Origin of the sequence: Brucella ciceri (genome assembly GCF_041930145.1) — a bacterium.
Taxonomy (GTDB): domain Bacteria; phylum Pseudomonadota; class Alphaproteobacteria; order Rhizobiales; family Rhizobiaceae; genus Brucella; species Brucella intermedia.
Genome location: NZ_JBHEEV010000006.1, coordinates 399,661 through 419,411, shown reverse-complemented (window position 1 = coordinate 419,411; position 19,751 = coordinate 399,661). Strand labels below are relative to the sequence as shown.

Sequence of the window (19,751 nt, the reverse complement as noted above, 5' to 3'; positions counted from 1 at the left end):
CCAACTCCAAGGACGCATCAGCCTGCCGCTTGCGGCGCCGCCGCCCTCGTTGTGGAGGCGTATATAGGGGGGACCTCTGCTATCTGTCAACAGCATCAAGGAAGTTTTTTGATGTTTTTTTGACAGCTTTCCACAAGCCGCCGGATTTCCACGTATTCGTCTTATATTATAGGGCTCTCATTGTCCCTCCAGCCCTTGGGAGGGCCTTAAACCGGCCTTATTGCCCGAATAGCTTCTGCCGGATTTTCGAAACGGGCAATCGACGCGCCTTGCGGGGGATTGTGGATATCGTTGTCGGGCAGGCTTGTCGTTGACTTACGTTTCTTCGGCAGGCAAAACTCACATGCCCGTTTGGGAGCCTTCCGACAGAATGGAAGACACCTTGATACCGGATTGGCGGCTCTCCGCTTCTCCGACAAAACGATTTCAAGCACGTTCGTGCTGTCAGTTATAAAGAAGGACCGGCTACAGCAGTATGAAAGACATGGGGCCGAACAATCTCGATCCGGGTGACGAGCCCCCGCTCAGCGTAGGCGGACGGCGGCGGCCTCCGGATCGTCGTGAAGTTTCTGCCCGCTGGCTCGCTGGAACCTTCCTGACTGGCGTAACGTCATGCATGCTGATCGGCGTCGCACTGTTTGCCGCCCTGGACGGGCGCGAACAGCTGGCCACTCCGCCTGAAATCCTTGCCCGAAACGACATGCCGGGTGCGACTGACGATGTCGACGTTACCAAGGGCGGACGTCTGGTCAGCACCGTCTCGCAGCAGAAACCGCGCGACCGGCGCCGTTTCGATCTTTCCACGATGCAGAAAGTGGGTGAGCGCGAGGTTATCCGGACCCGGCCCTTCGAATTCGTCCGCATGGCCCTTGCCGTCGATCATCCGACCAACCGCAAATATCCGGCATTCGACGCCTTGACCGTATTCTCGGAAGGCCCGGCGGCACCGCAACCTGCCGATGCAGGCCAGATTTACGGCGCAAAGGTGGAAAGCGAAGTCAGCCTGCATGTCGTCGACTTCCCGATGAACAGCACAACCTTCGACGCTTCCAGCGACCTTACCGTCGATGAGGTCGAAAAGGTCGTGCGGGATACGGGCGGCCTCCTCACCGACGGGGACGTGCAGGTCGCCTCGCTTCATTATGTCGACCCCGCCCGTTTTGGCGGCTCTGACTCTCCGTTCGCGCTCGGCCCCGCGCTTGGTGTGAAGATTACGCAGGAAAATGTCAGCGTCGCCCAGCGCGGCGATGAAGATACGGTCAGCGAAGGTTTTTCAGAAGAACTGATTCCTTTCCGCCAGACAGCCGAAATTACGCAGGCGCTTGAAGATGCCGGCTACACCGGCGACGATGCCGGAAACATGGCCGACTCGCTTACCAAGCTGATGAACTCGCCCCGATTGAAGGAAGGCAGCGTTCTGAGGGTAGGCACCGAAACCCGTGACGGCGTGGACCGTATCGTGCGCGCCAGCATCTATAATCGCACGACCCATCTGGTGACGGTCGCCCTCAACGATCGCGGACAATATATACCGTCCGACGAACCGGAACAGACCCCGCTCCTGCAGACGGCTTTCGACGGCAACGCATTGCCAACGGCAATTCGCGGCAACCTCCCCAGCGTCTATGACGGGATCAGCCGGGCGGCGCTCGCCTATGGCATGTCGGAAACGATGCGCGAGCAGCTCATCAAGATGCTTGCAAGCGATGTCGACCTGCAGTCACGTCTGTCGCCAAGCGACCAGATCGACGCATTCTTCTCGCTGCCGGATGATCCCGACAAGCCCGAAGCCGATTCGCAGCTTCTCTACGTGGCGGCCAATTTTGGTGGGACGACCCGCAAGTTCTATCGCTATCAGGCCCCGGACGGCAGCGTCGATTATTTCAACGGCGACGGCAAGAGCGCGAAGCAGTTCCTGCTGCGTAATCCGGTTCCCAATGGTGTCTTCCGCTCGCCATTCGGCATGCGCCGCCACCCGATCCTCGGCTATAGCCGCATGCATACCGGCGTGGACTGGGCCGCACCGCGCGGCACACCGATCATCGCTTCGGGCAATGGTGTTGTGGAAAAGGCCGGCTGGACCAACGGTTACGGCAATCAGACCCTCATCCGCCATGCCAACGGCTATGTGAGCAGCTACAGCCACCAGAACGCAATCGCCCGCGGCGTCACCGCAGGCGCACGCGTGCGGCAGGGACAGGTGATCGGCTATGTGGGATCGACGGGCCTTTCGACCGGCCCTCACCTTCACTACGAACTGATCGTGAACGACACCAAGGTCGACCCGCTGCGCATTCGCCTGCCGGACAACAAGGCGCTTTCCGGCAAGGAACTGGAAGCCTTCAAGCAGGAACGTGACCGCATCGACGCACTTTTGAACAGCGATGATAACGGCACCAAGCTCGCCTCGAACGGATCGGCCAAGAGTTGATAGAGCGTGACGCCCGGAAGGGGAAAGCGCTTTTCAGAGCAAGGACGTGCGCAAAACAAAAGAATAGAGCATTTCCGGCGATTCAGCTTGAACGGGAAACGCTCCGGATAGACCGGGAAAGGTCCGCCCATTTCTTTGAATTTACCGAAATGCTTATTCGGTAAATTCGACCGTTACGCCAGCCTTCACCAGCTTTGCCAGCTCTTCCGCATCCCAGTTGGTCAATCGCACGCAGCCATGGCTCGATGTCTTGCCGATTCTCGATGGTTCGGGCGTGCCGTGAATGCCATAGGTCGGCTTTGAAAGCGCGATCCAGACCGTGCCGACGGGGCCGTTCGGGCCAGGCGGAATGGTCAGAACCTTGTCGTTGTTACCCTGCTTGAAATTGATCTTCGGATTATAGGTGTAATTCGGATTGATCGCGATACGCTCGACTTGAACGGTGCCGGACGGCGACGGATTGTCGGACGAACCGATGGTCGAGGGATAGGCAACGACCAGCTTGCCGGTTTCGTCATAGCCGCGAACCTGCTTGCGTCCCTTGTCCGCGATGATGCGGGCCACCTTGGTCCGGACAGGCTTGCCGAGATTGGGAACCTTCACGATCGAACCGGGCTGGTTGAAGTTTACGCCGGGATTGATCTCTTTCAGATAGGCTTCGTCTATATGAAACTTTTCACCCAGCATTTCGGTGACCGAAGTATAGGCCATTGCGGGAAGCTGGGCCTTGTGGGCATAATCTTCCGGGATCGAGGCAACATACTGGCGCCCCACATCCTCGTTGGTGATGGTATATTCGGTGAAAGCCGGGCCGCCGGTGGCCTCAAGCTCCGCATTGACGGCGGCTTCATCCGTCGGATTGACCGACTTGCCGGTCAGTTCGCCATAGGCTGCTGCCGCCTTGTCGACATTGCTTCCCGAACGCCCGTCAATGACGCCGGGCGATGCGCCAGCACGGTCAAGAAGTACCTGATAGGCTGCAATCCTTGCCTTGGCGCCCTGCCCTTTCGGCATTTCGATGGCAGGAGCCATATCGCTCGGATTGAGAACACCGCGCGGCTGCTCATAACCGGGCTGGCCGTAATCCTGCTGGCCATCATAGCCGGGATTGGCGCTGGCTGAATTGGTATTGTCCGGATACTGATCGCCTGCCGGTGGCAGTTCCGACCGCTGCACCTGTCCGTCCCGGTTGCCGCCATATTGCGGCGCTGCCGGAGCATCAGGGTAATAATTCGGGTCCTCGGGCACATTGCCAAAACCATCATAGGGCGCGCCGCCATCGACCGGGCCATCGAGCGTCCAGTTGTCATCCGGCTGCGGTGCGCGGCGAACCCGGCGATCATAGGCGTTCGGATCATAATTGTTGGCATCCTCGACACTGAGGATACGCCCGCGGCGATCCATGGTAACGCGGCGGCCATACTGATCGATGAACACCCGCACCCGGCGATCATGATAGATTTCCTCACCCGGATCGTAAAGCTGCGCAAGCTGTACCGGGCGCTCGGCAATCGTTGCAGAACTGCTTTCGTCGGCGCGGGCAGAACCATCGACGGCAACTGCCGCAACGGAAGCAAACAAAGCGAAACGAAGCATGCGTGTGTAATGCGCCATGAAGAATGCCCTGGGTGATCGAGAGATCATGGATGCCGCGAATATGGTTAATAACTGATTAGCTGATAAAGCAGATGCCAGATGAACTGGACATGAAAATGGCCGAGGTCGGCCGAAAACCGGAAAACTTGTCAGGGTTCATATGAAAAAGGCGCCGCAACCTGTCCGGTTGCGGCGCCCATGGCTTTCAACTCATGAACGTTCAGGCGTTCTCGTCGACCTTGCGGCTTTCATCCTCCTGCGCAGTTCGAATCGGACGGAAGTTGAGCCTGTCCGAACCGGCAGTGATCTTGACGATGGAACCGTCCAGAATGTCGCCCAGAAGAATGCGCTCGGCGAGCGGGTCTTGTACTTCCTTCTGGATCACGCGCTTCAAAGGACGCGCGCCATAGGCCGGGTCGTAACCCTTGTTGGCCAGCCATTCGCGTGCATCCTCTTCCAGTTGCAGCACGATCTTCCGATCGCTCAGAAGCATCTGGAGACGCTGCATCTGAATATCGACAATTGCCCCCATGTCTTCGCGGCGCAGCCGGTGGAACAGGATGATTTCGTCGACACGGTTCAGGAATTCCGGACGGAAGGCAGCCCGCACTACGCCCATCACTTCCTCGCGCACCGATTCGACATCGTCCTTCTCGCCAAGATTGACGAGATATTCGGCACCGAGGTTGGAGGTCATGATGATGACCGTGTTGCGGAAATCAACCGTGCGGCCCTGCCCGTCGGTCAGACGTCCGTCGTCCAGCACCTGCAACAGCACGTTGAACACATCCGGATGCGCCTTTTCGATCTCATCGAACAGGATCACCTGATAGGGCCTCCGGCGCACGGCTTCCGTCAGAACGCCGCCTTCCTCATAGCCGACATAGCCGGGAGGCGCACCGATCAGCCGGCTCACGGAATGCTTTTCCATGAATTCCGACATGTCGATACGAACCATGGCCGTGTCGTCCTGGAAAAGAAACGCGGCGAGCGCTTTGGTCAGCTCCGTCTTGCCGACACCCGTAGGGCCGAGGAAGATGAACGAACCGATAGGACGGTTGGGGTCCTGAAGCCCGGCGCGCGCACGGCGAACCGCCTTCGAGATTGCCTGCACCGCCTCGCCCTGGCCGACGACGCGTTTTGCGAGTTCGTCTTCCATACGCAGCAGCTTCTCGCGCTCGCCTTCCAGCATCCGGTCGACCGGGATGCCCGTCCAGCGGGAAATGATTTGCGCCACATGGTCGGGCGTAACGGTTTCCTCAAGCAGGGAACCCTTGTTTTCCTGACTTTCCGCTTCGACGAGCTGCTTTTCCAATTGCGGAATCGTGCCATAGGCAAGTTCGCCCGCCTTCTGGAATTCACCGCTGCGCTGCGCAATGGCGAGGGCATTGCGCGCCTCTTCAAGCTGGCGCTTGAGATCGGCGGCAAGTCCGAGCTTCTGTTTTTCCGACTGCCATTTCGACGTCAGTTCCGCCGATTCCTCTTCCAGATCGGTCAGCTCCTTTTCCAGGCGCTGGAAACGATCCTTGGAGGCGGCATCGGTTTCCACCTTCAGCGCTTCACGCTCGATCTTCAGCTGCATGATGCGGCGGTCGATTTCGTCCAGTTCTTCCGGCTTGGAATCGACCTGCATGCGCAGACGCGACGCGGCCTCATCGACAAGATCGATAGCCTTGTCCGGCAGGAAACGGTCGGTGATGTAACGGTTCGACAAGGTTGCCGCGGCAACCAGAGCCGAATCCGAAACGCGCACCTTGTGATGCTGCTCGTATTTTTCCTTCAGGCCACGCAGGATCGAAATCGTATCCTCGACGGTCGGCTCATCGACGAATACCGGCTGGAAACGGCGGGCAAGCGCTGCATCCTTCTCGACATATTTGCGGTATTCCTCAAGCGTCGTCGCGCCGACACAGTGCAGTTCGCCACGTGCAAGGGCAGGCTTCAACAGGTTCGATGCATCCATTGCGCCATCGGACTTGCCTGCACCGACGAGCGTATGCATTTCATCGATGAACAGGATGATCTGTCCGGCCGCCGTCTGCACTTCCGAAAGCACTGCTTTCAGACGTTCCTCAAACTCGCCCCGATATTTGGCGCCGGCAATCAGCGCGCCCATGTCGAGCGCCATCAACTGCTTGTCCTTCAAGGATTCTGGCACGTCACCATTGACGATGCGCAGCGCCAGACCTTCCGCGATTGCAGTCTTGCCGACGCCCGGCTCACCGATCAGAACCGGGTTGTTCTTGGTGCGGCGCGACAGAACCTGGATGGTGCGGCGGATTTCCTCGTCGCGGCCGATCACCGGGTCGAGCTTGCCCGAACGCGCATCCTCAGTCAGATCGCGGGCATATTTCTTCAACGCATCATAATTGCTTTCAGCAGACGCCGAATCGGCGGTGCGGCCTTTGCGCATGTCGTTTATGACCTTGTTGAGAGCCGTCGGCGTCACACCGGCAGCGGAAAGAATTTCAGACGTCTTTGCGGATTTTTCCATCGCCAGCGCCGTCAGGAGGCGCTCCACGGTGACGAAACTGTCACCGGCCTTGCTGGCAAGCTCCTCGGCAAGCGAGAAGACCTTGGCAAGCGGCTGGGAAAGATAAAGCTGGTCGTTGCCGCCCGATACCTTGGGCAGCTTTTCGAGCGCGGTCTGCAGTCCGATGCGCACATCGGCAATGCGCCCGCCTGCCCGTTCGATCAGCGAGGAGGCAAGTCCCTCGTCGTCATCGACGAGAACCTTCAACACATGTTCCGGTGTGAACTGCTGGTTGCCGGACGATAGCGCGAATGTCTGTGCAGACTGAATGAAACCGCGAACGCGTTCCGTGTATTTTTCAATGTTCATGATGTCTCCTTTGCCTTCCGGCCCGTCATGCGGCACCAGAAGATGTATGGTGACGAAGCCCCCACTTTGGGCGAGCTTCTTTCCAAGACAGCATATGGGACGATGGCCGGGTTTCGGCAAGGGTCACAGGTACTTGGAGAACCAAATAAAAATGGCGCGGAAACCGCGCCATTTTGAAGTCAATCCGAGGAAACGATCAGGCGTCGGAATTCGCCGCTTCCGTTACCGGCGTCTCGTCACCGCTATCCTTTGCGGCCCGACGCGGACGGCCCGGGCGGCGCGTGGCGCGGCGCGGTGCTGCCTCTTCGGCCGGTGCTGCATCGGCGGCAGGCGCAGCCTCGGCGGCTGCCGGAGCAGCCTGCGCGGCGACGGCCTCAACGGGGGCCGAAACTTCTCCTGCTTCCGGCTGAGCCTGCTTTTCCGGCGATTGTTCGTCGGAACGTTCGTCGGCGTTGAAGCGCTCGCGCTGCGGACGGCGGCCACGACCGAGACGGCGGTCGCGATTGTCGCGTTCGCGCGGCTGCTGGCGACCTTCGCCGGACTTTACCGGCTCGCCGCTTTCCTCACCGTAGACAACCTCGGCTGGCGTGCCTTCGATGACCGGCTGCGGGCCGGAGCCGTTGACGGGCTGCTGCACTGCGGCGGGCGTGAAAACTGCTTCCTCGTCATCCGCGCCGTCATCGTCGAAAGTTTCTTCGCGCTGGAACGGCACCGGATTCTGCGCCATGGCAGCCATGATGATGCGATTGTAATGTTCAGCGTGCTGAAGATAGTTTTCGGCCATCACGCGATCGCCAGATGCCTGTGCATCGCGCGCAAGCGCCGAGTATTTTTCTGCAATATGTTGCGCATTGCCGCGGATCTTCACATCCGGGCCGTTGCTTTCATAGTTGCGCGACAGAGGATTGGGGCCCTTGCGGTTGTTGTTGTTATTGTTATTCCCCCGTCCGCGCATGCGCCTGTTCTGCTGTGCTGGCCTCATATTCATCTCTTTTCAGATTAAAGGGCGTAGAAACTCCACAGCCAAAAAAGCTGCCGGTTTCACGCTATCGAGCCATGGAGGAAGTACGCCCTAAAAACTTCCCACAAATCGACTGCTCCTGAGTTAGGTGCACCATTTGAAGGTCACCGAAACTCCGCGGTTGCATTAATGCATAACCATTCCGAAAAGCTCTGCTCTTCGAGATTATGCTTGAAAGTCGTGTACTTCCGCACAAGCCATCCCCAAAGAACCCTCCAGGGAGCATGACCAAAAATCGTCATGGAGCATTTCCGCCACCGCCCATCAGCGGGCAAAACCATTCTGGCTGTATACGGTGGCCGGAAACTAAACGGCTTCGCCGCAAATTCCAAGTGTTTTTTAGCGGTTCGCCGCATCAAAATTACGTATTCGATCTGAGCGCGAAAAGCATGGCCCTTCTGTGGCCGCCAAGATCACTTGCATGTCCTGCGAGTGAAAAACCTGCGCTTTCGAACAGCGCTTCTACATCCTGGAATTGTCCGGCGCCGATCTCTACGGCAACCATTCCTTTCCTATATAGGTGATCTGCGGCCTTCTGTGCAAGGGCCCGGTAAAAATTCAGTCCGTCCGCGCCGCCATCAAGCGCCGCAAGCGGATCATGTTCGCGTACTTCGCGCGACAGCCCCGCAATGTCTTCATGCGGAATATAGGGCGGATTTGAGACGATAAGATGAAACCGCCCGCTCACATGCTGGAACCAGTCGCTTTTGAGCGCGGCGAAACGGTCGCCTACCCCATTGGCGATGGCATTGATTCGCGCCATTACCAGCGCCCCTTCCGCCATATCGAGGCCGACGCCATGCGCACTCTCGAAGCGATGCAGAAGCGAGATGATGATCGCGCCCGTTCCCGTCCCCATGTCGAGAAGTTCAAGCGTGTTCTCCTGCTGCGCGAGCACGTCCAGTGCCGGAATGACCAGTTCCACCAGCGCTTCCGTATCGGGTCGGGGTTCCAGCGTTTCGGCGGACAGCCGGAAAGGCAGGCCGAAAAATTCGCGAACCCCCATGATCCGGTGAACCGGTTCGCCTTTAGCGCGTCGCTCCAGTGCATCGGAAAGCGTCTCGATGGCAGCGCCATCCACCAGTTGCTCCGGCGCGGATATCAGGTCGAGCCGCGTCCTGCCCGTCGCCCATTCGACCAGAAGCCCCGCGTCGAGGTCTGGTGTATCCAGTCCTGCCGCACGGAGCCTCGCCCGTGCATCGGCCATCAGCCGGTCGAGGCGCGTCTCACCCACCTTACTGACCCAGTTCGGTAAGAAGTGCGGTCTGGTGATCGGAAATCAGCGCATCGACCAGTTCGTCCAGATCGCCTTCCATCACCCGGTCGAGCTTGTAGAGCGTCAGGTTGATGCGGTGATCGGTGACACGGCCCTGCGGGAAATTATAGGTGCGGATACGCTCGGACCGGTCGCCCGAGCCGACCTGGCTGCGGCGCGATTCCGAACGCTCGGTTTCGGCCTTCTGGCGCTCCATGTCATAGAGGCGGGCACGCAGGATCTGCATGGCGCGGGCGCGGTTCTGATGCTGGGATTTTTCAGCCTGCACGACCATGATGCCGGTCGGGATATGCGTAATGCGCACAGCCGAGTCGGTCGTGTTGACGTGCTGCCCGCCAGCACCCGAAGCCCGCATCGTATCGATGCGGATATCTTCGTTGCGTATCTCGATATCGATGTCCTCGGCCTCCGGCAGAACCGCGACTGTCGCAGCCGATGTATGGATGCGCCCGCCAGCTTCCGTTTCAGGCACGCGCTGCACGCGGTGCACGCCTGATTCGAACTTGAGCTTGGAGAACACGCCTTTGCCCGAAACGGTGGCGATGATTTCCTTGTAGCCGCCGGCATCGCCTTCGCTGGCCGAGACCAGTTCGACCCGCCAGCCTTTTTCGGCGGCATAACGCTCATACATGCGGAACAGGTCGCCAGCGAAGAGCGCGGCTTCAAGACCGCCGGTACCGGCACGAATTTCCAGGATGGCGTTCTTCTCGTCGGCTGCGTCTTTGGGCAGAAGGAGAATCTGCACTTCCTGTTCCAGCGTGCCGATGCGCTTTTCGACTTCCGGCAGTTCTTCCAGCGCCAGCGCCCGCATCTCTGCGTCCGTGGCCGCATCGTCACGCATCGCCGCCAGATCGACCGCTTCCCTGCGTGCGTCGGTCAGTTCGCGTATCTTGCCCACCACTTCCTGCAGTTCGGAATATTCCGATGCGAGCTTCACATAGGTTTCCGAATCCGGATTATTGGCCATCTGGCTTTCGATCATGGAGAACCGCTTCAAGAGCTGGTCCATCCGATCCTGCGGCAATGCGATCATATCATGTCCTAGAAATTATCAACGCTTGCAAAAATACGAAACAAGACACCGCGCAATCCTGCACTGCGGCCGTCCAGTCAGGTCAATCTGCTTCGCTATAACGGAATATCGTTGTCTTCGGCAAATCTCATCAGCAGTTCGCGCAGCGAATGCGCGCTGTTGGGCTTGTCCAGCTCTTCCTTGAGCAAGGCGGTGAGCTTGCCCGCGTCCAGCGCGCCAAGCATGGCCTTGACCGGACCAATGGCTGCGGCCGACATCGAAATCGACCGGAACCCGATACCCACCAGCGCCATGGCGGGAAGCGGCCTGCTGGCCATTTCACCGCACAGGGTAACCGGCTTGCCATGCCGGTTGCCGGTCTCCACAATGTGTCGCAGCGCGCGCAGGAATGCTGGCGAAAGCTGGTCGAAGCGACCAGACATCAGCGAGTTGCCGCGATCCGTCGCCATCAGGAACTGGAACAGGTCGTTCGAGCCGACGGAAATGAAATCAACGAGCGACACCAGTTCCTCGAGTTGCCAGAGCAGCGACGGCACCTCGACCATCGCCCCGAGCTTCAGGCACATCGGCAACTGGTGGGCAAAACGCGACAGGTGGCGGACTTCACGATCGATAATCTCGCGTGCGGCCTTCACCTCGCTCACTTCCGTGATCATCGGCAGCAGGATTTTCAGCTCGCGCCCGCCCGCCGCCTTCAAAAGCGCCCTTATCTGGGTACGCAGCAGGCCCGGACGATCGAGCGTCAGGCGGATGGCGCGCCAGCCGAGCGCCGGATTTTCTTCCTGCACGGTCGAGCTGAAATAGGGAAGAACCTTGTCTCCGCCTATATCCAGCGTCCGGAAAGTCACCGGCTTGTCGCCCGCCGCCTCGATGACGGAGCGATAGAGACGTTCCTGCTGTTCGGCTCGGGGGAAGGTGGAAGCCACCATGAACTGAAGCTCGGTTCGGAACAGGCCGATACCCGCCGCTCCGGACGCCGAAAGCTGCGGCAGATCGACCAGCAGCCCCGCATTCATCAGAAGCGAGATATCGACACCATCCCTGGTGACGGATGGCTTGTCCCGCAATTCGCGATAATGGGCCTGACGCCGTGCCCGGAAGCGAACCTTTTCGGCATAAGCCGTTTCCAGATCGGCCTGCGGGCGCAGATGCATAATGCCTTCGTCGCCGTCGACAATGGCCGCATCGTTGTTTTCCGCCATGGAGACGATGCCCTTGGCCTGGCCGACCACGGGAATGCCCATGGCGCGGGCGACGATCACGACATGGCTCGTGGCCGCGCCATCTTCCAGAACGACGCCGCGCAAGCGCTCGCGCGGATAATCCAGAAGCTCGGCAGCCCCCATCGACCGGGCGACGATAATCGCATCCTTGACCAGTGATTCGGCGATGGTCTTGATGTCATGCCCCATGAGCTGGCGCAGCAGACGGTTTGCAAGATCGTCGAAATCCGACAGGCGCTCGCGCATATAGGGATCGGTCAGATGCACCATGCGCGCGCGTGTGTCGCTCTGCACCTTTTCGACCGCCGCCTCGGCGGTCAGGCCGTTATGGATGGCTTCTTCCAGCCGCCGCACCCAGCCGCGGTCATGGGCAAACATGCGATAGGCTTCCAGCACTTCGCGATGCTCGCCTTCCACCGCCACGTCACGGCGCGAGAGCATGTCATCGATGGATATGCGCAAGGAGCCAAGCGCTTCGTCCAGCCGGTTCAGCTCCGCCTGGCTGTCCTCGTTGAAAAGATTGGTGACGACGATACGCGGCTCGTGCAGCACCACATGGCCAAGGCCGATACCGTCGTTGAAAGCATGTCCCGTCACGCTCATCGGACGACCGAGATCAAGCTCTATGCCCGGACGGGCAAGGCGCAGACCGTCGCCGGTCGCGATGATTTCGGCAAGGACCATGGCGGTGGTTTCAAGTGCTTCGACCTCGTCTTCGCGATAAGCCCGCTTGGTCTTGTTCTGGACGACAAGAACGCCCAAAGTGCGGCCAGCGCGAAGGACGGGAACGCCAAGGAAGGAATTATAGGCCTCTTCCCCTGTTTCCGGGAGATAGGCGAAGGCTGGATGGCTCTGCGCATCGGTCAGGTTGAGCGGACGGGCGCTTGCAGCAATCGTGCCGACCAGACCCTGGCCGAGACGAAGCTGGGCCAGGTGAACAGCCTGCGGATTAAGACCTTCGGTCGCGTAGAGTTCGAGAACGCCATCGGCGCGCAATATATAGAAGGAGCAGACTTCCGCGACCATGTTCTGCGCGATTTCACGGACGATCCGGTCAAGGCGCGCCTGCGGTTCCAGCGGCTCCGCCATCAATTCGCGCAACCGCTTGAGCAGTACGCGGGGACCGGTTGTCAGCTCACGCATGATCGTCGGGGGCTCCTTTCAGGTTGCTGGCGCGCCTTCGCCAGCCGATTTCCCAATACCCGCCCGCGATGCGTTACGCCAATCCCTTTGTGAGCATTTTTGACACCCGCGTCCAGAACAAATAGTCGCGCCTCGCAAAATGTTGCGATGCCGCGCACCCTTTCGGTTACGCGGCAAAGCTCCAAAGCAGATGCTAATCCTGTTGATTATTTATCGAGACCGTAGACCGCATGCAGCGTGCGCACGGCAAGCTCTGCATAAGGACCGTCGATCAGGATCGAAATCTTGATTTCGGACGTCGTGATGGCGCGGATATTGATGCCCTTTTCGGCCAGCGCCTTGAAGGCGGTCGCGGCAACGCCCGCATGGCTGCGCATGCCGATGCCGATGACGGAAATCTTGGCAAGGCCGGTTTCCGACTGGATATTGTCGAAGCCGATCTCGCCCTTGACCTTGTCCAGCACCTTCAGCGCCTTGTCGATGTCGCCGGTCGGAATGGTGAAGGTCATGTCGGTCTTGGAGCCGTCTTCCGACACGTTCTGCACGATCATGTCGACATTGATGTGCTCTTCGGCGAGCGGTCCGAAAATTGCCGCCGATACGCCCGGCCGATCGGCCACGCGCCGCAGCGAGATCTGAGCTTCATCCTTCGCAAAGGCGATACCTGTGACGACCTGCTGTTCCACGATTTCATCCTCGTCGCAAATAAGGGTTCCGGGCGGGTTGATCGGATCACCCATGCCCGGCGCATCTGGGTCCGTAAAGCTCGAGCGCACGAAAGTGCGCACCTTGTGCACCATGGCGAGTTCGACGGAACGCACCTGCAGAACCTTGGCGCCGAGCGACGCCATTTCCAGCATTTCCTCGAAGGAAATCTTCGAAAGGCGCTTCGCCTTCGGCTCCAGGCGCGGATCGGTGGTGTAGACGCCGTCCACATCCGTATAGATATCGCAGCGATCAGCCTTCACGCCGGCCGCAATGGCGACGGCGGAGGTATCCGAACCGCCGCGTCCAAGCGTTGCCACGCGGTTGTCCGGACCCAGGCCCTGGAAACCGGCGACCACTGCAACCTGCCCCATTTCCATGCGGCGGATGATTTCCGAACCGTCGATTTCCTGAATACGCGCCGCGCCATGGGCGTTGTCGGTCTTGATCGGAATCTGCCAGCCCTGCCACGAACGCGCATCGACGCCGATGGACTGGAGCGCAATCGCCAGAAGTCCGCTCGTCACCTGCTCGCCGGAAGCGACGATGGTGTCGTATTCGCGCGCATCGTAGAAAGGCGAGCTTGCGCCGCAGACCTTCGGCATGTTCTGCACCCAGCCGACCAGCTCGTTGGTCTTGCCGGACATGGCCGAAACGACGACGGCAACCTGATTGCCCGCTTCGACCTCGCGTTTGACGTGGCGCGCCACATTATAGATGCGTTCCAGATCGGCCACCGAAGTGCCGCCGAATTTCATCACGATGCGCGCCATTTAAGGATACGTCCCGCTCTTTAGAAAAATTACACTCTCACCTGCCCAAACCTTATATTGTTGCGACAGGCAAACCCGGGGTCACATAGCTAATATGTCGCGCTTCCGCAAGGCCGCGATTCGCATCGGGGCTCCTGAGAGCGAATTTGATTTGTTCCTCGACTTTGGAGTACTACCTTGAAAGCAGACCTGCACGCTTCCGCCGCTGGAGAATGAAATGACCGAGACCGCCCGCACCACCATCGACGCTTCGGAAATCGAGCATTTTTCACGCATCGCTGCGGAATGGTGGAACCCGCAGGGCAAGTTCCGCCCCTTGCACAAGTTCAATCCGACGCGGCTTGCCTATATCAAGGAAAAAATCTGCGCCAGGTTCAACCGCGACCCCAATGCGCAGCGTCCCCTGGAAGGCCTGCGCCTCCTCGACATCGGTTGCGGCGGCGGGCTGCTCTGCGAGCCGATGGCGCGTCTTGGCGCAACCGTGATCGGAGCGGACGCTTCCACGACGAACATCGAGGTGGCGAAAATTCACGCAGCACAAAGTGGCGTCGAGGTGGACTACCGGGCCACGACCGCAGAGGCGCTGGCGGAAGCCGGTGAAAAATTTGATGTGGTGCTGAATATGGAAGTGGTCGAGCACGTCTCCGATGTCGACCTGTTCATGTCGGCGACAAGCGAAATGGTGAAGCCCGGCGGATTGATGTTCGTCGCCACCATCAACCGCACGCTGAAAGCTTACGGCCTTGCCATCATCGGCGCGGAATATGTCCTGCGCTGGCTGCCGCGCGGCACGCATCAATATGAGAAACTGGTGCGCCCGGAAGAGCTGGAATCCGCACTGGCAAAAGGCGGCCTGCGGCTCATCGATAAGCTTGGCGTAACCTATAATCCGCTTGCTGACAGCTGGAACCGCTCCCGCGATACCGACGTGAACTATATGGTGCTTGCCGAACGGCCCGCCTGATCTTCTCAGCCTTTTTGCGCGCGCGTTGTCATTGCAACGCCAGCGCAAATGACCAGCGCACCGATCCAGGTCAGCGGCGGATAATGTTCGCCGAGGAACAGTGTTCCCGAAATAAGCCCCAACGCCGCCGCGACATAGCCGATCTGGCTGAGATAGACTGGCCCGCCGACCGCCTGCAGGCGGAAGAACAGGGCGAACATGCCCGCCGATGCAATCGACTGGACAAGGGCAGCCCATGGCGCAAGCGCCAGCGTTTCAATCGGAAACTGGCCGGTGAGCAAGAATATTCCGGCAAACAGCATCAGCGCAGACGCCAGATGGCTTCCGGCGGCAAGCTCGGTCGGATCGGAGCTCTTTGGCCAGTCGAGCGTGCGGTAGACATTGCCGATGGCCAGAAAGACCGGAATGAGCAATGCCGCGGCTATCCACAGCGGATCGGCTGGCTTGCCCACTTCGCCGCGCGTCATCGCCACCATCACCGCGCCGACAAAGCCCAGGCCTATACCGCCGATCCCGAGCGCATTGGGACGCCGCAGCCCGAAACCCATCGATAGGACGAGCGTGATCACCGGCGACAGCGTGTACATGATGCCGGTAAAACCGGCGCCAAGGCGCGAAATGGCGGAAAGAATGAGGAGATTGGGCACGGCATAGGAGACGAAGGCGGTGCAGATATAATAACGCAGCCGCCCGCCCGAAAAGCCGATCTTCTTACCTTGCAGGCGAAGAACCGCGAAAAGAATGATCCCGGCACTCGCCGAAAACAGAAAGGTCCAGATGGCAGGCGGAATACCCGCCTGCGCGGCAATCTTGCCGAGCGGCAGGATGAGCCCCAGCAAGGTGCCGGTTGAGATCAGCAGAAAAGGCGCTGAATCCGTCAGTTTCATGCGCCCTGTCTCCTGCGCGGCAATCAGTTCTTGTCTTCTGGAAATACCGGCAGCGGCAGAACGTCGACACCGTCTTCGAGCAAGGAATGCACATCTTCGCGCGAGGCTTCACCGTAGATGCCACGTGTTTCGGCTTCGCCGAAATGGATCTTCCGGGCTTCCTCGGCGAATTTGTCGCCGACATAATCCGCGTTCTCGCGAACCTTGCGACTCAATTCCCGCATCTCATCCAGTATCTGTTTCTGCGTGTCGCCCAGCGCCATGGCAATCTTCTCCTTGCCACGGCTTGTCGAAACGGCCGGCGCCATCAGCGATTTCTGGACCGCTTGCGAATTGCATACCGGGCACGCGACCAGCTTCATTCCCGACTGGCGGTCGAAATCGGCATTGTCGCGAAACCAGCCCTCGAATTCATGGCCCTGATCGCAATGAAGCGAAAAGCGGATCATGGAATTTATGCGTCCTCTTTCTGTTGGGCGGAGCAAGTTCGTATATCGAACTCCCGCGCATTCTTCAGGTTCGGGATCTTGGCGCGTGCGGCTGCGCTTTCCGCCACGTCGATGTCGGCCAGGATGACACCCGGCTCATCGTGATCGGCTTCGGCGAGAACCTTGCCCCATGGCGAGACGATGATCGAATGGCCATAGGTTTCGCGCCCGTCCTCATGCAGGCCACCTTGCGCGGCCGAGATCAGGAATGCACCATTCTCGATGGCGCGCGCACGCTGCAAAACGTGCCAGTGCGCCTCACCGGTCTGCTTCGTAAAGGCCGCCGGGCCGGTAATCACATTGGCACCGGCAAGCGCCTGCGCGCGGAACAATTGCGGAAAGCGGATATCGTAGCAGATCGCCATGCCGAGATTGGCAAAAGGCAGTTCGGCAATAATGGTTTCCCTGCCCGGCTCGTAGGTCGCTGATTCGCGCCAGCTTTCACCATTATCCAGATCGACGTCGAACATATGGATCTTGTCATAGGTCGCGAGTTTCTCGCCAGAAGGCGTGAAAATTCCGGCGCGATTGGCGATCTTGCCGTCACCCGCATCGATGGCGGTTGAACCGATATGCAGGAAGATGCCGTGCTTCGCCGCCAATGCAGAAGCAGCCTTGAAAACCAGATCATTGGCTTCGTCACGCAGGCTGGCCTTGAAGGCGACCCGATCGCGCATCATCGCGCCGGTCATCTCCGGCGACTGCACATAAGCCGCGCCCTTCGACGCCGCCTCAGCGACGAATTTCTCCAGGGTCTCGACGTTGCGGACGACGTCGGTACCCGAACGCATCTGTATTGCGGCAGCGCGGAACGTGCTCATCGGTTTCTCCCAATAACCTCAGTTCAATTGGCCAGTCTCGAGCAGGCCGTCGAGTTTTCCCTGATCTTCGAGCGCGTGAAGATCGTCGCAGCCGCCGACGTGAACCGAACCGACGAAAATCTGGGGGAACGTATTGCGCCCGGAACGCGCCTGCATTTCCGCGCGCAATTCCGGCGTCGCTCCCGCATTGATTTCATTGAATTCCACGCCCTTGCGAGTCAGCAATTCCTTGGCCATGGTGCAATATGGGCAACCGGGGCGCGTGTAGATGGTAACGTCAACCATGAAAAACTCCATTCTTTGCCCACTATATAAGCGGCAAAGGTGCCCACTGGAAGCCCCGAAGCTTTTCACGAGCTAGTGTTGAGGGTGAGCCCTAATCCGGCAGAACGCGGCTGAACGTCAGCACGTCAACGCTTCTTGCGCCGCCACGCAGCAAGGCACGCGTCACCGCCTTGACCGTCGCGCCAGTGGTGTAGACGTCATCGATCAGCAGGACCCGGCGCCCGCGAACATGAATCTCATGTTCCTGCGGCACGCGAAACGCGCCGTCCACATTGCGCTTTCGTTCCTTGATGCCGAGGCCGATCTGCTGTTCCGTCCTGCGTACCCGCTTGATGCCTTGCGGCGCGAAGGGTTTCATCTCCAGTTTCGCCAGGGCACGGGCAAGTTCCGCCGACTGGTTGAACCGCCGCTGCCAGAACCGCCAGCGATGCAGGGGCACCGGCAGGATCACATCACATTCGTCCAGCATTTCGCGGCCCGCGCGCTGCATCCAGCGCGCCATCCAAGGGGCCAGATCAGTCCGGTCATGAAACTTCAGCGAGACCGCCATGCGCTGTGCCGCCCCCCGATGCAGAACCGCGGAGCGGAGCCGCCGGAAAGGCGGCGGGTCGGCAATCGCCTCCGCACTCATGAAATTCTCGCCGAAATCGTGGCTGAAAGGTATGCCGAGGACGGGACAATAGGGCCTTTCGATAAAGCGCAGTTCCGGCCAGCATTTCGGACACAATGTCCCCGGTTCGGACACATGCATCCGGCAGCCGATGCATGTCGGCGGGAACAGCGTATCCGCCGATGATCGGACAGCCCTGCCGACAAGCTGCCGAAGCCCTTGGCCAACGCTGCGCAAAAAGGTTTGATGCGTTCTGTCGTCATCCGCCATTGCATTCGCCCCCGTTCGAATGCATCTATCCCCGCAACGATTGTACTGAACCTTGCTCGAAAGAGAAGACGGAATCCATGCCTGCGCCGACCGATGATAACGCGATCTTCGATCGCGATCTCCTGCTCTCGTTTCGCCGCCGCGCCTTTGCTCGCGCCGAACCCGGCGCGGATTTCCTGTTGCAGCGCATCGCCGACGATCTCGCCGACCGCCTCGACGCTGTAGAGCGCCGTTTTCCCTTAGCCGTCGATCTCGCTGGCCATACCGGCGCGGCGGCGGCGGCCATTGCCCGGTCCGGCAAGGCCGACCTGATTGTCCGCATCGAACGCGACAGGGATTTTTTGCAAGGCCCATTCCCGGCTATTGTCGGTGATGAGGAAATACTTCCGCTGAAACCCGCCAGCGCCGATCTTGTCGTCTCGCTGATGGCCCTGCACGCGACAAACGATACGCCGGGCGCCATGGTGCAGGTTGCCCGAGCGCTGAAACCGGATGGGCTTTTTCTGGCTGCTTTGTGTGGCAGCGGAACGCTTGGAGAACTCCGCGAAAGTCTTCTTCAGGCCGAAATCGAACTCACTGGCGGTGCTTCACCGCGCATTTTTCCGTTCCCGGACGTACGCGATGTGGGCGGCCTTCTGCAACGCGCAGGCTTCGCTCTGCCCGTAACGGATGTCGACAACATCACCGTGCGCTATGATTCGCTGTTCAACCTGATGGCCGACCTGCGCGCCATGGGCATGCAGAACATCCTGCGCGACCGTTCCAGAAAGCCGGTATCGAAACGCTTGTTTCTGCGCGCCGCCGAAATCTATGCCGAACGGTTCTCCGACCCGGACGGGCGCATTCGCGCCACTTTCTCCGTCATCTGGCTGTCGGGCTGGGCGCCGCATGAATCGCAGCAGAAGCCGTTGAAGCCGGGCTCCGCAAAGGCATCGCTGGCAGAAGCGCTCAAAAAGGCAGAAGAAAACTGATCAGCAATCGCCGCGGTGACTGCCATCGGCCTCGATGATGCAGACGGAGTCGGGGCTTGGCTGAAGCACGCTCTTGCGCACCGTATAGGTCTGGCCTGGTGCGTGGGGCTGGGCGCTGGCGTCACGCTTGATCGAACCGGTCATGGTGCGGTCAATCCCGGCAGGCAACACCGATTGAGCCGCGATCTTGTTTGCCTGATCGTTGAGGATCGGCACGATGATCAACGCCAGGGCGACAACGGCAGAGCCGAACAGCAGCACAACGCGCAGGATTCCACGACCAGCCTTGGTCAGCGGCTTGGCCGTATATTCGTTGTGATCGGCGCTAAAATAATTGTTGTCGAAACTCATGCTTCAAGACTCCGGGGCAGCTCGTAAACGAGAATGCCTCAACGGAGTGAATCATAGATTA

Annotated in this window: 16 protein-coding genes; 3 read left to right on the top strand and 13 right to left on the bottom strand. The window is 59.6% G+C overall.

What is annotated here, in order from left to right; translation table 11 throughout:
• The first annotated feature begins 475 nt into the window (after nucleotides 1-475).
• Complete coding sequence (locus JNC63_RS15020; protein ID WP_063620389.1) at nucleotides 476-2,431, top strand: M23 family metallopeptidase; 1,956 nt, start codon at nucleotides 476-478, stop codon at nucleotides 2,429-2,431.
• 153 nt (nucleotides 2,432-2,584) lie between these two features.
• Here the strand turns inward: JNC63_RS15020 and JNC63_RS15015 are convergent, their stop codons facing one another.
• The 7 genes from JNC63_RS15015 to JNC63_RS14985 all read right to left on the bottom strand — a co-directional run bounded on the left by JNC63_RS15015 (nucleotide 2,585) and on the right by JNC63_RS14985 (nucleotide 14,043).
• Nucleotides 2,585-4,045 carry a L,D-transpeptidase gene (locus JNC63_RS15015; protein ID WP_063620388.1) on the bottom strand — a complete coding sequence of 487 codons (1,461 nt, stop codon included), beginning with the start codon at nucleotides 4,043-4,045 and terminating at the stop codon, nucleotides 2,585-2,587.
• Between the two features lie 202 nt (nucleotides 4,046-4,247).
• Nucleotides 4,248-6,869, bottom strand: coding sequence for an ATP-dependent chaperone ClpB (gene clpB / locus JNC63_RS15010; protein WP_021586566.1), 2,622 nt, complete (start codon nucleotides 6,867-6,869; stop codon nucleotides 4,248-4,250).
• Nucleotides 6,870-7,065: 196 nt separating this feature from the next.
• Entirely contained in the window at nucleotides 7,066-7,851 is a 786-nt protein-coding gene (locus tag JNC63_RS15005) for a DUF4167 domain-containing protein (RefSeq protein ID WP_063620391.1), read from the bottom strand.
• 400 nt (nucleotides 7,852-8,251) lie between these two features.
• The gene (gene prmC, locus JNC63_RS15000) at nucleotides 8,252-9,097 is read right to left on the bottom strand and encodes a peptide chain release factor N(5)-glutamine methyltransferase (protein WP_063620390.1); all 846 of its coding nucleotides are present in this window, start codon (nucleotides 9,095-9,097) and stop codon (nucleotides 8,252-8,254) included.
• A gap of 28 nt (nucleotides 9,098-9,125) precedes the next feature.
• The gene (gene prfA, locus JNC63_RS14995; protein ID WP_025092183.1) at nucleotides 9,126-10,199 is read right to left on the bottom strand and encodes a peptide chain release factor 1; all 1,074 of its coding nucleotides are present in this window, start codon (nucleotides 10,197-10,199) and stop codon (nucleotides 9,126-9,128) included.
• 95 nt (nucleotides 10,200-10,294) lie between these two features.
• Complete coding sequence (ptsP, locus tag JNC63_RS14990) at nucleotides 10,295-12,565, bottom strand: phosphoenolpyruvate--protein phosphotransferase (RefSeq protein ID WP_006467883.1); 2,271 nt, start codon at nucleotides 12,563-12,565, stop codon at nucleotides 10,295-10,297.
• Nucleotides 12,566-12,771: 206 nt separating this feature from the next.
• Complete coding sequence (locus tag JNC63_RS14985; protein WP_006467884.1) at nucleotides 12,772-14,043, bottom strand: aspartate kinase; 1,272 nt, start codon at nucleotides 14,041-14,043, stop codon at nucleotides 12,772-12,774.
• Nucleotides 14,044-14,260: 217 nt separating this feature from the next.
• Here JNC63_RS14985 and ubiG point away from each other — a divergent pair, with 217 nt between their 5' ends.
• Entirely contained in the window at nucleotides 14,261-15,007 is a 747-nt protein-coding gene (ubiG, locus tag JNC63_RS14980) for a bifunctional 2-polyprenyl-6-hydroxyphenol methylase/3-demethylubiquinol 3-O-methyltransferase UbiG (protein WP_063620387.1), read from the top strand.
• Nucleotides 15,008-15,012: 5 nt separating this feature from the next.
• On the opposite strand, the gene JNC63_RS14975 is transcribed toward ubiG, so the two are convergent.
• The 5 genes from JNC63_RS14975 to JNC63_RS14955 all read right to left on the bottom strand — a co-directional run bounded on the left by JNC63_RS14975 (nucleotide 15,013) and on the right by JNC63_RS14955 (nucleotide 18,368).
• Nucleotides 15,013-15,894, bottom strand: a complete 882-nt coding sequence (locus JNC63_RS14975; RefSeq protein ID WP_063620386.1) for a DMT family transporter — start codon at nucleotides 15,892-15,894, stop codon at nucleotides 15,013-15,015.
• A 23-nt stretch (nucleotides 15,895-15,917) separates the two neighbouring features.
• A complete protein-coding gene (locus JNC63_RS14970; RefSeq protein WP_021586571.1) occupies nucleotides 15,918-16,343 on the bottom strand; it encodes a DUF1178 family protein in 426 nt (141 codons plus the stop codon).
• 5 nt (nucleotides 16,344-16,348) lie between these two features.
• Entirely contained in the window at nucleotides 16,349-17,203 is an 855-nt protein-coding gene (locus tag JNC63_RS14965) for a carbon-nitrogen hydrolase family protein (RefSeq protein ID WP_025092180.1), read from the bottom strand.
• Between the two features lie 18 nt (nucleotides 17,204-17,221).
• Nucleotides 17,222-17,488 carry a glutaredoxin 3 gene (gene grxC, locus JNC63_RS14960; RefSeq protein WP_025092179.1) on the bottom strand — a complete coding sequence of 89 codons (267 nt, stop codon included), beginning with the start codon at nucleotides 17,486-17,488 and terminating at the stop codon, nucleotides 17,222-17,224.
• Between the two features lie 91 nt (nucleotides 17,489-17,579).
• Complete coding sequence (locus tag JNC63_RS14955; RefSeq protein ID WP_063620385.1) at nucleotides 17,580-18,368, bottom strand: ComF family protein; 789 nt, start codon at nucleotides 18,366-18,368, stop codon at nucleotides 17,580-17,582.
• A 77-nt stretch (nucleotides 18,369-18,445) separates the two neighbouring features.
• On the opposite strand from JNC63_RS14955, the gene JNC63_RS14950 reads away from it, so the two are divergent.
• Entirely contained in the window at nucleotides 18,446-19,339 is an 894-nt protein-coding gene (locus JNC63_RS14950) for a methyltransferase domain-containing protein (RefSeq protein WP_063620384.1), read from the top strand.
• Here JNC63_RS14950 and JNC63_RS14945 read toward each other — a convergent pair whose 3' ends face one another.
• A complete protein-coding gene (locus tag JNC63_RS14945; protein ID WP_063620383.1) occupies nucleotides 19,340-19,690 on the bottom strand; it encodes a hypothetical protein in 351 nt (116 codons plus the stop codon).
• Nucleotides 19,691-19,751: the final 61 nt, after the last annotated feature.